We start from the raw sequence: 13,364 nt of genomic DNA, 5'->3' as shown, positions 1-13,364 counted from the left end.
GGTGGAGGGGGTGGTTGCTCCTCCGGTGGCGTTTGCACAATCGTAGAACGAGGTACAATTACCAATTCCACCGCCCGCCGCAAATCCTCCGCCGTAACGGTTTGACGCCCCTCTAACGCTGCTGCAGCTTTGGCAACTCTCAGGGCAAACAGTTCCGCCCGATGTCCTTGGACACCCCCTCGGATAGCTTCCTCAACCAGATAGGTTATTTGCTCATGAGTTACCCGCACATCCTTAAGCCACTCCCGCGCTAGGATAATCTCAGTTTTCAGAGCATCCAAATCTTCGCTGTACTGCTCTAAAAACTGCCGGGGAGAACTTGCATACGCGATCGCTTGATTAACGGCTTCCACCCGTTGATCCAGTGCCAGCACACCATCTGCTGATAGGGTAATAGCAATGCGATCGAGCAAATGCTCCCGCAAAGGACCTTCTTCCGGGTTATAGGTGGCAATTAATAGAGGTTTGCAGGGATGTTGAAAGCTAATCCCCTCCCGCTCAATTTGGTTGCGCCCTTCCGTGAGAACGGTTAGCAACTGGTTGGCAATTTGGTCATCGAGGAGGTTAATTTCATCTACATATAAGACACCCCGATGTGCTTGCGCTAAGAGTCCCGGTTGGAAGACGGGTTCTCCCTGTTTCACCGATTTTTCCACATCCACCGAACCCAATAACCGATCTTCAGTAGTTCCCAGAGGAATTTGCACGAAGGGAGCGGGGATAATTTCTGTGGTAATGTTTGATGGGTCAGCCCCTTGCGCCAATAACTGGTCATCCCACTCTTGAGGATATCGCGGATGGCAGTTACTAATTGAACCTTTGACCACTTCAATCGGGGGGAGTAGGATATGGAGGGCGCGTGCCATCACGGATTTAGCTGTCCCCCGCCGTCCGGCGATCGCAACGCCTCCCAATCCAGGGTCAACTGCTGCTAGAAGTAGGGCAAGTTTAATGGCATCTTGACCAACTACTGCGGTTAGGGGAAATGCACTGATAGGGGTATTTTCAAGTACGGGCATAAGAGTTATAGGATTTTGAAATAAAATTGCAACAAATCACACGACGGGGAGATGGGAGATAGAGAAAGCTTCTTCTGTATAAAATTCATTCATAATTCAATGGCAATATTACCCTAAAGGTGGAACCCACTCCAACTTGTGATTTTAGTTGAATTTCTCCTTGCAGCAGTTGAACCAGCCTCCAGACAATTGCCAGTCCTAGTCCTGTACTGTCGGGGAGGCGGTTGGGGCGGGAACCCGCACGAAAGTAGGGTTCAAAGATGTGAGCTTGGTCTTCTGGGGCAATACCAATTCCTGTATCGGAAACTGCGATCGCAAACTGGTTATCAGATAATACCTGAAAGGTTACGTTTACAGTGCCTGACTCGGTATAGCGAATGGCATTACTGAGTAGATTCGTGACAATCTGCTCTAAGCGTAAGGGGTCTGTGTGTACTTGTAAAGGAGTAGCCTTGTAATCCACATTTATCTGTAGCTCTTTGGCATGGGCAGAAGCTTCTAGGATTTCTACAACACTATTGATTAAAGAACACACATCGGTTATTTCTGGACACAGTTTCATTTTCCCTGCCTCGTAACGCGATACTTCTAGGGCATCATTGATTAAACGCAGCAACTGTCGCCCATTTCGCAACACTCGCTCGATATATTCCAGATTGGGAGAGCCGTCCTTTGCCTCCAGGTTTTTGCGTTGCTGGCGTAAAAATAGGTCGGAATAGCCAATAATCGAAGTCAGGGGATTTTTGAGGTCGTGGGCGAGATAGGATAAATACTCCTGATGGGTATTAACCAAGCGCGTCAGTTCTTGATTAGTTAGGGCTAGATGATTTTTGAGCTGATCGAGTTCCCGCAATCGCTCTTCTGTGTAGCTTTGGAAGCACTGAGCAATTACTTCATCGAGTGAGGTGTCAATCAGCCGAACTGCTCGAAGCACCTCTTTTGGCGAACCTTGGAGCAGGTTTTCTTCTAACGTCGAAAAAATTACCTGACGCAGTAGACGGTACTCCCGCGCCACTTCTTCTGGATCATAGCCTTGTTTTGCCCTGATAATACCATGCTCCAAACTGCTTTCTACCAAGGTTTGCAGGTCTTTTGCTTCAGATTTAGACAGTATATTGGCGATCGAACGGAGAACCACTGGCAAACCGTCGAGTATTCCTTTGTAGGTTAGCTCTTGGGTTTTTTTAATTTCACCGTCTTGACGAACGGTTTCAACCCAATTTTCTACAACCTGGTCAATTTTATCGAGGAGCGCTTGACTAAAATCCATGGATACAGCTTAATAATACTGAGGCTCATTTAGCCGATGAATTGATGGAATTGGGTGTGAGTCGGGAGGATATTGTATTGGGCTTTCATAGTCCCTATATGCGGCAGTTTACTGATTTTGCGGTTAGTTAATTAGAATAACGTCTCCAATACCAACGTAAACCCAGGCACAACATCCTCCCCACTCAATATTGCCGTCGCCGGATATTGAGTAATCGTCCCATCCGCATTTCTTTCAAACCGTAACTCTGGATTTTGTGAACTCATCTGCATGAGTTCTTCGTCCGTGATAAACGTCAGTGATTTTACCATTGCTTGATTAGTCTTTACCCGTGCTAGGTGAACTATAGCAATTTCAGTCGCGCGATCGCTAAAGCCCCCGATTTAAGGTCAAGTTTGCTATCTCAATCCCGAAGCAATGCAATCGCTGCCAGATCTGCAAGAGCGCGGGGCGGAGCATCCGTTTTTAGGCGGGATACCTTCAATTGGCACAATTGTGCAACAGGAAAATTCTCTCCGGCGAGAGGTGAAAATTGGTGAGGTTTATTACGAACAAGTTTTGCACTATGTCTGTGAAATCGACTGCATTCGGATTTATGCCTTCGATATTAGCGATCGTCAGTATTGGGATTGCTCTGAATACAATTAGTAGTGGTTACAAGGGGGGACGCGATCGCATTGTGCAAGCCGAAAACTTATTGCGCAACGCTAACCTGGCAATCTATCGCGCCCGAAGGCACGGCGAATCTCGTTATGAAATCTTCGATACGGCGATGGATAGCAATGCCTTATAGCGATTGCAGCTTGAAACAGATTTGCGGCGAGCGATCAAACGGCAGGAATTTCGAGTGTACTATCAACCAATCGTATTATTGCTCTACAGTGTCAGTATGGACAGGGGTTCTTTTTCTCTAGACCTGTAGATATAGCCATTTTCAAATGTATGAGGTACAACCAATGCTTGCCCAGTAAGGGTTTCATCCCTAAAAATGTACCTCACGCAAACGAAAACCGCTATAGTGATGCGGCTGGAGAGTTATTAATCGCAGAGCGGTGTCAGCAGCCCTAGAGTGGGAATGGCACTGAGTGTGCCTCAAGTACTTACTACAAACGATTAAGTCAGTGCCATTCTATTGAAGATTGCAGTCAAATACCTCAGTTGTACGGTTAAATTGAACGGGTAAATCCGACCGTTTGACTACTACCACATGATAAGGTTGACTGGTTGCCTGTGCTGTTACACAATTAGCTCCAGGTTGACGTTCAACCGAATTGACGACTAGCTTATCCTCTTCAACGTTTATTTCTTTAATTTCAACACTATAGCCGCTAGTCGGTCGGCTACCTAGACCAACGCCAATCACCATATTCTCGGTAAAATTAACCTCAGTTGCTGGGAGATTCAGTGGGAAGTAAATTGAATGAAGAGCAATCCACAATTTTTTCCAATCCTCATTTCCTTTAACTACTGTTGCAAACGGTTCTTCAAGTCCACTATTCCAGTCTTGTTTAATATTTTCAAAGGGAACATTACTTGTTGGTATTTCTTGTTGATTTAACATCGCTAAATCAGCTTGCGCTTGAACTAGGGATTTTGTTCCACTACATAGATTTGTGGTCAAACGACCCTCTGAGCGAGAGGCATAAACTAAGTAGTCTTCCCCTTCAACAAAATTAAACCCGCAACTGGCACTAGAATCTGATGTTGTTAGGATAACTTGCCGTGCTTTGTTCCCTTTCCAAACTTCGGAAACTTCAATGCGGACTCTTCGATTAGTAGAATTAGGATTGGAGCGATCTGACCTCCTACCTGGCTCGATCACATCAATAACGCGACCGGAAAAAACAGCATTAGCCGATTCAAAATACTCTTGGGGTTCCCTGACCAGACAACTACAGGCATTGGCAATCTCGGCACCAAAAATGACAGCACTAGCTGCAAGTAGGAGTATCTTTTTCATCGCTGAATCTGTTTAAATTGGAACTCCAGTATTGACGACACGTTTTGATTAAAAGTTCCAAACATGAATTTGGCAGCGGATTTGATAACAGATGTAATGGATAGATTGTCGGTTTCTAATTCAGATTTGTCTCTTACAGATAACCTATCTGCTATATCTATCCTCCTTATTGAGACGACAGGGAGGATCGAATCCTATTGCCAATGAAGGTTTAACCAATAACTCATCCGTTACATCCGCTATGAAATCCGTTACTACTTACAACAACTTCCCTAATACCAAATGGGTTTGAATTTGGCACATATTCTCTCTTGCTCCCCCCAAAACATCGGGGGGCTGGGGGGGTTCCAGATGTGCCATTGGAAAAGCCAATTGGTATAACTCCAACGTGAACCCCAGCACCACATCCTACCCACTCAACGTCGCCGTCGCTGGATACTGGGTAATCGTTCCTTCTGCTCGATAAACCAAAGCCTGTCGAGAGCAATTGATACCGTGCGATCGCTCTTGAGTTCCGCACGTCCAACTCGGCTTAAAGCTATGCCAAAATCAAGACAAGCGTCTCAGAATTGTGAGCAATGGCTTGGTCGGCTGGACAAAAATTGCAAGGTGGGAAGTATACGATTGAGGGGGAATTAGGGGCAGGACGGTTTGGTATCACCTATTTAGCACACGATCGCACCTCTCATCGATGCGTCATTAAAACCCTGAGTGATACGTTACTCAATCAGCTTACTGCACCAGAAATTAATCGACTTCAGGATAAGTTTTGGCAAGAAGCGGTGAAGTTGGGACAGTGTAAACACCCTCATATTGTCCGAATGAAGGATTGTTTTAAAGAGGGTCAGTTGGTTTGTATTGTGATGGAGTATATTGAGGGGCAAGATTTAACCCATGCCAACCGACTGACAGAAAAAGACGCCTTACACTACATCCGCCAGATTGGTTCAGCGCTGATAGTGGTGCATGAGAATAACTTAGTGCATCGGGATGTTAGACCTGGCAATATTATGATCCGCCAGGGGAAACGGGAAGCGGTTTTAATTGATTTTGGTTTAGCGGTGGGGTTTGATCACCCCCTGACTACCATCAATCCAACAACAGCGGATGGGTTTACGCCCCTTGAGTTATACCATGTTGATGCAGAACGCGGTGCTTATACCGATGTGTATTCTTTAGCCGCGACATTGTATCGGTTATTAACCGGAGAAAAACCGCCCAGTGTCAGGGATCGAAGTTTGGCAAGGGCGAAGTTAAAGCCACCTCAAGAGATTAACCCACAAATTAGCGATCGCACGAATCAGGCGATTCTCAGAGGGATGGCGTTAGCACCGGAAGAACGCCCCCAAACGATGCAGGACTGGTTAGATTTATTGGGCGTTGTGCCTCAAATTCCCCAACCCTGGCGCAACTGGGATTTGGCAATATGGTTAACTATTATTGGCACAATTGCTACTCTATTAGGTACGATTGCCGCTTTTTTAGCCCTCAAGCCACCCTCAGCACCACCACCAGAACCTACACCCGTAACTACGCCAACGTCACAACAAGTTAAGCCAGAAACACGGTATCGCACCTGATAAACTGTTACGCATTTAATCGTCTCTTCTGTTATCAGCGCGATCGCAGCCGATACCCAGAATTGCACAATACAGCTTATGGGTAATCACTACGATTGCCCGTGGGGGAATTCCCCCGTTAATCAGGGACATGATGGCTTCATCCATCGCCTGGTCATCTCGGTTGTATTTCCTCAAGAAAAATAACAAAGATGTGGGGTCATTCTTGTCCCGTGGGTTGTTTGAACCAAGGTAGCGATAGGAGGGGTTAAAGCCAAGCTCAATAAGCTTTTTCTCAATCCCCCGATCTGTCATCCCAGAGATTTTGTTGTTAACGCACAATGCTACATATTTAGCTGGGACATCTGGGAATGGAGGCATATGCCAGCCATGCTGACGACTCCAAATCGTCCCAATATGGTTAGCGCGATCGGAAAAGTCGTTATGATTCATCTCCCCTACCCTCGGAAATTGCAGTCGTACCAGTCATCTGCCCGTTGGCTGACACCTTCAAGCACCATTCCGTAGGAGTCAGCTAAGTCCTCACATTTTTCCTCAGCTTCTTCTCGGTCGTCAGCTTGTACGGGTTCAGAGCTGATCCGCCCTAAGCCATCCATCTGTTCATCGGGGTCTTGTAGATAGGTGTCTCTCGGTGTCGTCATAATTCAGTCTCCTTGATGCGCCCTGATTCAATTAACCAATTGTGCCAAAATCAAGGCAGGATTATCAAAACAATCACCAATGGTCTGGGTCAAGGGACAGCAATTACATGGTCGTCGCTACGTCATTGAACGAGAAATCGGTCGGGGTGGCTTTGGTATCACCTACCTGGCAAAAGATAGAAACGGCAAACCCTTGGTAATCAAAACCCTGAAAGACGAGGTGATGACTAATCCAGACTTTATCGAATTTCGCGATAAATACCAGCGAGATTTTGAGAGGGAAGCTACCCGATTAGCTGTATGTAGACATCCCCATATTGTCCAGATTGAAAATGTTTTTCATGAACAATCACTACCCTGTATCGCCATGGAATATATCCAGGGGGAAGACTTATGGCGACGGGTGAGAAATCGCCATCCTTTGTCGGAAGCGGAAGCATTAGGCTATATCCAGCAGATTGGGGAGGCGCTGACGCTGGTTCATGATAAGGGATTATTGCACCGGGATTTAAAACCGCAAAATATCATGGTGCGTTCTGGTGTATCAGAAGCGGTACTCATTGATTTTGGTATTGCTAGAGAATTTCTCCCCAATCTCACCCAAACTCATAGCGTTCATCTCACACCGGGTTTTGCTCCCCTTGAGCAGTATGATGAGCAAGCACATCGGGGAGAATATACAGATGTGTATGGGTTAGCGGCGACGCTGTATTGTTTGCTGACGACAAAAGTACCACCGCCAGCATTTATGCGAGTGGTGCGGGATTCGTTACAACCGCCACAGGCGCTGAATTCAAAAGTGAGTGATCGGGTGAATCAAGGGATTCTCACAGGGATGGAACTGCAACCGGAAAATCGCCCTCAATCGGTGTCGGAATGGTTACAGTTATTGATTCCCCAGAATCCGGCTGGTGACTTGAGTTCAGAATGTGGCATCGATTACCGCAGACTGCGAGATTTATTATCTGCTGGAGAGTGGGAAAAAGCCGATCAAGAAACAACAGATAAAATGCTGGCTGTTATCGGCAAAAAAGACTGGTGGACAATTGAAAGAGAAGATATAGACCAATTTCCTTGTACTGACCTACGAACGATTGACCGTCTCTGGGTAAAATACAGTAATGGACGCTTTGGTTTTTCTGTGCAAAAGCGAATCTGGCAAAGTGTAGGGGGGCAACCAGGCGTGTATGATTATGGCATCTATAAAAAGTTTGGTGATACCATAGGTTGGTATGAAGAAGATGTTCGCAGGAGAGATGAAGACCTAGAGGGAAGAACTGGTTGGAGAGCATATTACGAGCTTACCTTTAGTCTAAATGCCCCCCAGGGACATCTCCCCGGAAGCACCTACCGAGAAACAAGTGAGTCTTATGAGTGGATTCGTTTGCTACGTCGTGATATCCCAGTTTGTGGAAACAATTTGGAAGAAGATTATGAGATTGAATTGGCAAGAAGATCAGTAAACCGTGGGGTGCGCACTTACCATCTCTTCTCTCGCGTTGAGACTTGTAAAATGTAACATATAAAAGTTTCAGCCGATTGTAACGATTTACAACAGAGGCAAAATCCACGAAGCATTGCGGGTTCTACGTTTCCGATACCTGACACCGCCCCAAAGCCACAGAAGCCGCCTGCGGATTAAAACAATTTACCAAGACAAACCTGTGAGCAACTTCATGCGCTTCCGAGTCGGGTTTAATTGCGGTACAAGTGATAAATAATAGTATCAATTCCATTAAGACGGCAGCCATGACGGAATTACTAGAACAAGCGATCGCACGATTAAAAATGTTGCCCGCTTCTCAGCAGGATGCGATCGCCAGAACAATTCTCGAAGAACTTGAAGATGAGATGCAATGGGATGATGCATTCGCTCATTCTCACGATGTCCTAGCTAAACTTGCAGCCGAGGCAATGACGGAATACCGTGCAGGTAAAACCCTGGAGCTTTTTTCTATGGCATGATGAAACTATAGGTTAATCTCAAAAAAAAAACTGATGGAGACCCTCGAACTTCAACTGGATAAAAAGACACTTGATCTGGCTCGATGGTTAGCCGAGTCGCGCCATTGTAATCTATCAGAACTAATTACCGAAGCAATCAATAAGCTTGCTGTTCCTGAGCGAAGTCGAAGGACAGAATCGACAAAAGACCGGATAATGGGAATGTTTGCTGACGAACCCGACGTTGTTGATGAGATACTAGAAGAGATTATGCGTGATCGGGCAGCACATCCTCTCAATCAGCGCTGTGAACAAAGCACTACTTGACACAGATATTTTTTCCGAGGTGCAAAAAGGTATCAATCCCAGTATTGTCACCAGAGCGAGGGCGTATCGAGAGACCTTCGGTTACTACACGATTTCCGTTATTACAGTTTTAGAAATTATCAAAGGCTGGCATAAGCGTCAACGGGAAGACCGCATTCAACAGTTTCTTAATGTTATTACTGATGCTGAAGTGTTAAGACTAGATCTGCCCAGTGCTGAACTAGCAGGGCGAATATACGCAGACTTAGAACGCACAGGGCAACCGATTGGTCTTGCTGATACCATGATTGCGGCTATAGCTATGCAAAAAAAGTTGACTTTGGTAACGGGCAATTTATCTCACTATCAGCGCATTCAATTACTGGGTTATAGCTTGAATCTAGATGACTGGCGACGTTAATTCATCAGAATTGAACTATAGCAATTGAAACCATGCGATCGCCCCTGAGTAGCGCACTCAAAACCTCCGCGCCCCTCTGCGTGAACCTCCGCGTACCTCTGCGTTTCAAATCCAAAAACCTGCTACCCACTCCACGCTATAAGTTCGGAAATCCTAACCCCCCGACAGTCCCCATTTTCATCGGTCTATATCATCATGAAATAGGAACCAAGACTGCGATCGCCTGTGGTAACCTCTCCCAAAACTCTCCCCCTCCTCAAAGAACCCGAACGCCTCGAAAGCCGCCTAAAAGAGATTCCCGCCGAACCCGGAATCTACTTGATGCGCGACTCCAGCGATCGCATCCTATATATAGGCAAATCCAAGAAACTGCGATCGCGTGTTCGTTCCTATTTCCGTGACTCCCAGAAATTAAGCGATCGCATCGCCATGATGGTGCGCCAAGTCACAGAGATTGAATTCATCGTCACCGACACCGAAGCCGAAGCATTAGCATTAGAAGCCAATTTAGTCAAGCAGCACCAACCTTACTTTAACGTGCTGCTCAAAGATGACAAAAAATATCCCTACGTCTGCATCACTTGGTCTGAAGACTATCCCCGCATCTTCATTACCCGCAAACGGCAACGGACAAAGGAAAAAGATAAATACTACGGTCCCTACGTCGATGTCCGCCTACTGCGGAACACCCTACACCTCCTCAAGCAGATTTTCCCCCAACGCCAGCGTCCCCGACCCCTATTTAAAGACCGTCCCTGCCTCAATTACGATTTAGGTCGCTGTCCCGGTGTCTGTCAACAACTTATTTCCCCAGAAGACTACCGCAAAACCCTGCAAAAAATCGCCATGGTCTTCCAGGGACGGACAGGGGAACTCATCGATACCCTCACCACCACTATGAAACAAGCGGCAGAGGCGTTGAACTTTGAGACAGCAGCACGAACTCGCGACCAAATTCAGGGGTTAAAGTCCCTAACCGCCGACCAAAAAGTATCCTTGCCCGATGATACCGTGTCGCGGGATGCGATCGCTCTAGCCGCAGATAACCAACACGCTTGCATCCAACTGTTCCAAACTCGTGCAGGTCGCTTGGTGGGACGCTTGGGATTTTTCGCCGATGCTCAATCCGGTACACCTGGAGCAATTCTACAACGGGTACTCGAAGAACACTACCAAACCGCCGACCCTGTAGAAATTCCCACAGAAATACTAGTGCAGCACGAGTTACCCGATACTGAAATGCTGGCAGATTGGTTAAGCGATCGCAAGGGTCGCAAAGTTACCATTCTAGTTCCCCAACGACAAACCAAAGCCGAACTCATAGAAATGGTGGAACGCAACGCCAGATATGAACTGGAACGCACCCAAAAACTGGCAGACCGCAATACCCAAGCGATGGAGGATTTAGCCAACATTCTCGACCTCCCAGATTTACCGCACCGAATTGAAGGGTATGATATTTCCCACATCCAGGGTGCCAATGCGGTAGCTTCTCAGGTGGTATTTATTGACGGCACACCCGCCAAGCAGCACTATCGCCACTACAAGATTAAAAATCCCACCGTTACTATCGGTCACTCCGACGACTTTGCCAGTCTCGCTGAAGTGATTCGTCGCCGCTTTCGTAAGTATGAGCTGGGGAGCGGGCTTGCCGTGAGCGTCAGTCGAACGGGAGCTGGGGAGCTGGGGGGCGGGGGAGATAATAGTTTAACTGATAACCTATCTGCTACATCCGCCACATCCGCTACCAAATCCCCTACCAACCAGGATTTCCCCGATCTAATCATGATTGACGGCGGCAAAGGACAACTATCAGCAGTAGTTGCTGTCCTGCAAGACATGAACTTACTGGAAGATGTGCGAGTTGTCAGTTTAGCCAAACAACGAGAGGAAATCTTTCTCCCCGGTGAATCTTCCCCCCTACCAACCGATTCAGAACAACCAGGCGTACAATTACTGCGCCGTCTGCGAGATGAAGCACACCGCTTTGCCGTCAGCTTCCATCGGCAACAACGGACTGACAAGCTGCGTCGTTCCCGTTTAGATGAAATTCCCGGACTGGGATTTCAGCGGCAAAAACAGCTATTGGCACATTTTCATTCGGTTGATTATATTCGAGAAGCAACCGTAAAACAGCTTGCGTCAGTACCGGGAATTGGTTCCCGTTTAGCGCAAGAAATCTATAATTATTTCCATCCATGAGAGTGAATCCAAGAGCAGTTCAAAAGTATAGTAAGTTGCTGCTATTGGTATAAGTACCTTAGTTTTGTTTCACCGAGACTTTATCGCCATCTGGCATTTCCACCGGAAAGCTATAAAATTTGTGGCACTGGGGATGGGAATATTTTTTCTTGGAGGTTTTGGTGTAGAGGCTCTGAAAGATCACTTATTACAATTTATATTAACCCACACTTTGTACCCCAGCCATTTCAAAATAGTGCTAGTAGAAACATTGAGGGTCGCGATTGAAGAGTTTTCAGAACTACTAGGCGAAAGTCTCACGCTTTACGGTCTTTGTCTGTTTGTGGTTAAACGATTGGGAGGGGAAAAAGCAGGAGGTGTGATCAGTGAACGGTATTAAATTCAGTTATAGCAACCGCCAGGTGCAAGATATGAGTTATCCGAAAAACCAGCTTGTAATTTTTACTCCATAGCTTCTTCTTGTTCTCTCTGCCACTTTTCTAAAACCTCACTAGCCTTAAACCCTCGGTACTGTAGGTAATTCCATAACTTTGCTTTAGTCTTAGGGTCGATAACATAAAAGTCATTAATTTTGTACTTTCGTATCACCTTAGCTTTTAAACTGCCCAGTTCTCCAGTTTCTTCCCCTTCATTCTGTAACTCCCAAAGTTCCTCAAACAGATCGGCAGCAATGCCCTTTTCCCAGCATTTGCGCTTAATAAATGATTTTCCATACTTACCGTGATACGAGGTAATCATACTCTCGACAAAGCGCGTATCAGACTGATAATCTTTATACTGAAGTTCCTGAATAGTTTCAGCAATTTCCTTGGAGTCAAATCCTTTTTCTCGCGCTTTTCTAGTCAGTTCAAAAGCACTGTATTCTCGACGAGCTAAAAGTTTGTAAAAATAATCGATACAAGTCATTTTCGTTTTTACTATTTTTGTATTCCCTTTAAAAACGAGTGGGATTCTGAATCAGATAATTCATTACTAAATCTCAATTTGCAAACACGCCTAATTGTTGGTAAAAATTTTCATCATACTTGGCTTTTCCCCAATTTTTAGCAGCTTTAACCTGCCTGGGAGTCAGATTTTTAACCTGTTTCAGATTCGCTTCAAATAGGTTAGCATTTTTCAAGTTCGCCTCCCTCAGATTTGCATTCTGTAAGTTAGCACCTTCGAGGTTGGCATTTTCAAAATTGACATCAATCAATGCTGCACCACTAAGGTTAATTCTCGCCAAATCTGCGCCCGGTACAATCAAGTAGGCGTGTTGGGGGTTAAAACCAGGCGGAAACTGCGTTTTCTCATTGTAAACTGCGCCCTTCCAGTTAGCTTTCTCTAAGTTCTGGGTATCCCGCAAGTTAGCACCGAGTAAGTTAGCACCGAGTAAGTTAGCACCCAGTAGGTTAGCACCTTGTAGGTTAACTTCAGCCAAATCCGCACTCTGAAAATTAACATATGATAGATCTGCACCACTCAAGTCAGCTTGATACAAATGAGTACCACTCAAGTCAAACTGCGAAAGTTGAGCATTGCTTAAGTCAGCTTGATACAAATCCATATCTCGCAGCTTAAAGTTATCAAATTGAGGATCTGCCAGCGTCACATCAAACACGTTTAAATCTGCTATGGCTAAGATTCTGCAAAAATAGGCAGGTTGTCTTTGGTGCAGTTCAATAGTTTGAACCCTTAAAGCGATCGCAACTCCCAAAATCAATACCCAACCCAAGCGCCAGAGCCAGTCTAGGCTAAACTTCAACGCCTTCCACAATCGTGACTTTTCTGACAGTTGCTCAATCATCTTTCACGACATCCCTTTTCAGTCACTAACTGTAACTGTTTACCGATAGTTTTTTATAAAGTAAAGATTAATGTGAATTCGGGTGGGTTAGGCGCACACTATATTGTCAGTTTTTGATTAGAAAAATAGTCCGTCAGGCGAAAATTCGGTCGAATTTTCGCCACTTATTGTATCTTATCCTTTGATGGGTCGGCATCCAGACTCCCTAATCCCTATTCCCCACTCCCCACTCCCC

The 13,364-nt window shown here is 45.9% G+C and carries 17 protein-coding genes and 2 pseudogenes; 10 read left to right on the top strand and 9 right to left on the bottom strand.

The features are described from left to right. Together IQ257_RS26040 and IQ257_RS26035 are read right to left on the bottom strand one after the other, a co-directional pair. The coding region (locus IQ257_RS26040) for an ATP-binding protein (protein ID WP_193933329.1) at nt 1–1,019 on the bottom strand (1,019 nt) is incomplete at its 3' end. An 85-nt stretch (nt 1,020–1,104) separates the two neighbouring features. Further along, the gene (locus IQ257_RS26035) at nt 1,105–2,289 is read right to left on the bottom strand and encodes a sensor histidine kinase (RefSeq protein WP_193880687.1); all 1,185 of its coding nucleotides are present in this window, start codon (nt 2,287–2,289) and stop codon (nt 1,105–1,107) included. Here IQ257_RS26035 and IQ257_RS26030 point away from each other — a divergent pair. Further along, nucleotides 2,289–2,420 (top strand): annotated as a pseudogene (locus IQ257_RS26030) (element excision factor XisI family protein); the annotation flags it as partial. The gene IQ257_RS26035 and the pseudogene IQ257_RS26030 overlap by 1 nt on opposite strands. A gap of 80 nt (nt 2,421–2,500) precedes the next feature. On the opposite strand, the pseudogene IQ257_RS31710 reads toward IQ257_RS26030, so the two are convergent. Further along, nucleotides 2,501–2,600 (bottom strand): annotated as a pseudogene (locus IQ257_RS31710) (Uma2 family endonuclease); the annotation flags it as partial. Between the two features lie 184 nt (nt 2,601–2,784). Between IQ257_RS31710 and IQ257_RS26020 the strand changes: the two are divergent. Further along, nucleotides 2,785–2,937 (top strand): hypothetical protein, encoded by a 153-nt coding sequence (locus IQ257_RS26020; protein WP_228061040.1) that lies wholly within the window; start codon nt 2,785–2,787, stop codon nt 2,935–2,937. Then, nucleotides 2,885–3,082 (top strand): hypothetical protein, encoded by a 198-nt coding sequence (locus IQ257_RS26015; protein ID WP_193880683.1) that lies wholly within the window; start codon nt 2,885–2,887, stop codon nt 3,080–3,082. The genes IQ257_RS26020 and IQ257_RS26015 overlap by 53 nt, the downstream gene beginning before the upstream one ends. Nucleotides 3,083–3,418: 336 nt before the next feature. Here the strand turns inward: IQ257_RS26015 and IQ257_RS26010 are convergent, their stop codons facing one another. After that, entirely contained in the window at nt 3,419–4,249 is an 831-nt protein-coding gene (locus IQ257_RS26010) for a protease complex subunit PrcB family protein (RefSeq protein WP_193880680.1), read from the bottom strand. 578 nt (nt 4,250–4,827) lie between these two features. Between IQ257_RS26010 and IQ257_RS26005 the strand changes: the two genes are divergently transcribed. Next, complete coding sequence (locus tag IQ257_RS26005; protein ID WP_193880677.1) at nt 4,828–5,829, top strand: serine/threonine protein kinase; 1,002 nt, start codon at nt 4,828–4,830, stop codon at nt 5,827–5,829. 15 nt (nt 5,830–5,844) lie between these two features. Here IQ257_RS26005 and IQ257_RS26000 read toward each other — a convergent pair whose 3' ends face one another. Both IQ257_RS26000 and IQ257_RS25995 read right to left on the bottom strand, forming a co-directional pair. Next, entirely contained in the window at nt 5,845–6,261 is a 417-nt protein-coding gene (locus IQ257_RS26000) for a hypothetical protein (protein ID WP_193880674.1), read from the bottom strand. Nucleotides 6,262–6,266: 5 nt separating this feature from the next. Next, nucleotides 6,267–6,470: a hypothetical protein gene (locus IQ257_RS25995; RefSeq protein WP_193880671.1), complete on the bottom strand. Its 204-nt coding sequence runs from the start codon at nt 6,468–6,470 to the stop codon at nt 6,267–6,269. Between the two features lie 79 nt (nt 6,471–6,549). On the opposite strand from IQ257_RS25995, the gene IQ257_RS25990 reads away from it, so the two are divergent. Beyond that, nucleotides 6,550–7,989, top strand: coding sequence for a serine/threonine-protein kinase (locus tag IQ257_RS25990; RefSeq protein ID WP_228061039.1), 1,440 nt, complete (start codon nt 6,550–6,552; stop codon nt 7,987–7,989). 67 nt (nt 7,990–8,056) lie between these two features. Here IQ257_RS25990 and IQ257_RS25985 read toward each other — a convergent pair whose 3' ends face one another. Next, complete coding sequence (locus IQ257_RS25985) at nt 8,057–8,221, bottom strand: hypothetical protein (protein WP_193880668.1); 165 nt, start codon at nt 8,219–8,221, stop codon at nt 8,057–8,059. Between IQ257_RS25985 and IQ257_RS25980 the strand changes: the two genes are divergently transcribed. The 5 genes from IQ257_RS25980 to IQ257_RS25960 all read left to right on the top strand — a co-directional run bounded on the left by IQ257_RS25980 (nt 8,220) and on the right by IQ257_RS25960 (nt 11,722). Further along, the gene (locus IQ257_RS25980; RefSeq protein WP_193880665.1) at nt 8,220–8,435 is read left to right on the top strand and encodes a hypothetical protein; all 216 of its coding nucleotides are present in this window, start codon (nt 8,220–8,222) and stop codon (nt 8,433–8,435) included. The two genes, IQ257_RS25985 and IQ257_RS25980, sit on opposite strands and share 2 nt — an antisense overlap. A gap of 33 nt (nt 8,436–8,468) precedes the next feature. Beyond that, nucleotides 8,469–8,741 carry a hypothetical protein gene (locus IQ257_RS25975; RefSeq protein WP_193880662.1) on the top strand — a complete coding sequence of 91 codons (273 nt, stop codon included), beginning with the start codon at nt 8,469–8,471 and terminating at the stop codon, nt 8,739–8,741. Next, a complete protein-coding gene (locus IQ257_RS25970) occupies nt 8,722–9,141 on the top strand; it encodes a type II toxin-antitoxin system VapC family toxin (protein ID WP_193880659.1) in 420 nt (139 codons plus the stop codon). Before IQ257_RS25975 ends, IQ257_RS25970 begins: the two co-directional genes overlap by 20 nt. Before the next feature lie 225 nt (nt 9,142–9,366). Further along, on the top strand, nt 9,367–11,343 hold the full coding sequence (gene uvrC / locus IQ257_RS25965; protein ID WP_193933327.1) for an excinuclease ABC subunit UvrC: 1,977 nt from the start codon (nt 9,367–9,369) through the stop codon (nt 11,341–11,343). Nucleotides 11,344–11,407: 64 nt separating this feature from the next. Then, complete coding sequence (locus IQ257_RS25960) at nt 11,408–11,722, top strand: hypothetical protein (RefSeq protein ID WP_193882620.1); 315 nt, start codon at nt 11,408–11,410, stop codon at nt 11,720–11,722. 62 nt (nt 11,723–11,784) lie between these two features. Here IQ257_RS25960 and IQ257_RS25955 read toward each other — a convergent pair whose 3' ends face one another. Together IQ257_RS25955 and IQ257_RS25950 are read right to left on the bottom strand one after the other, a co-directional pair. Continuing rightward, a complete protein-coding gene (locus IQ257_RS25955) occupies nt 11,785–12,249 on the bottom strand; it encodes a regulatory protein RecX (RefSeq protein ID WP_193882618.1) in 465 nt (154 codons plus the stop codon). Nucleotides 12,250–12,322: 73 nt separating this feature from the next. Continuing rightward, nucleotides 12,323–13,129: a pentapeptide repeat-containing protein gene (locus IQ257_RS25950; protein WP_193882616.1), complete on the bottom strand. Its 807-nt coding sequence runs from the start codon at nt 13,127–13,129 to the stop codon at nt 12,323–12,325. Nucleotides 13,130–13,364: the final 235 nt, after the last annotated feature.

Origin of the sequence: Coleofasciculus sp. LEGE 07092 (assembly GCF_015207375.1) — a bacterium.
Taxonomy (GTDB): Bacteria; Cyanobacteriota; Cyanobacteriia; order Cyanobacteriales; family Coleofasciculaceae; genus LEGE-07092.
This window is presented reverse-complemented; position numbering and strand designations above follow the sequence as displayed.

Coding starts and splice junctions, on each gene's coding strand:
- IQ257_RS26035 (WP_193880687.1), bottom strand. CDS start 2,289: ATGGATTTTAGTCAAGCGCTCCTCGATAAAATTGACCAGGTTGTAGAA.
- IQ257_RS26015 (WP_193880683.1), top strand. CDS start 2,885: ATGCCTTCGATATTAGCGATCGTCAGTATTGGGATTGCTCTGAATACA.
- IQ257_RS26010 (WP_193880680.1), bottom strand. CDS start 4,249: ATGAAAAAGATACTCCTACTTGCAGCTAGTGCTGTCATTTTTGGTGCC.
- IQ257_RS26005 (WP_193880677.1), top strand. CDS start 4,828: ATGGCTTGGTCGGCTGGACAAAAATTGCAAGGTGGGAAGTATACGATT.
- IQ257_RS26000 (WP_193880674.1), bottom strand. CDS start 6,261: ATGAATCATAACGACTTTTCCGATCGCGCTAACCATATTGGGACGATT.
- IQ257_RS25995 (WP_193880671.1), bottom strand. CDS start 6,470: ATGACGACACCGAGAGACACCTATCTACAAGACCCCGATGAACAGATG.
- IQ257_RS25990 (WP_228061039.1), top strand. CDS start 6,550: ATGGTCTGGGTCAAGGGACAGCAATTACATGGTCGTCGCTACGTCATT.
- IQ257_RS25980 (WP_193880665.1), top strand. CDS start 8,220: ATGACGGAATTACTAGAACAAGCGATCGCACGATTAAAAATGTTGCCC.
- IQ257_RS25985 (WP_193880668.1), bottom strand. CDS start 8,221: ATGGCTGCCGTCTTAATGGAATTGATACTATTATTTATCACTTGTACC.
- IQ257_RS25975 (WP_193880662.1), top strand. CDS start 8,469: ATGGAGACCCTCGAACTTCAACTGGATAAAAAGACACTTGATCTGGCT.
- IQ257_RS25955 (WP_193882618.1), bottom strand. CDS start 12,249: ATGACTTGTATCGATTATTTTTACAAACTTTTAGCTCGTCGAGAATAC.
- IQ257_RS25950 (WP_193882616.1), bottom strand. CDS start 13,129: ATGATTGAGCAACTGTCAGAAAAGTCACGATTGTGGAAGGCGTTGAAG.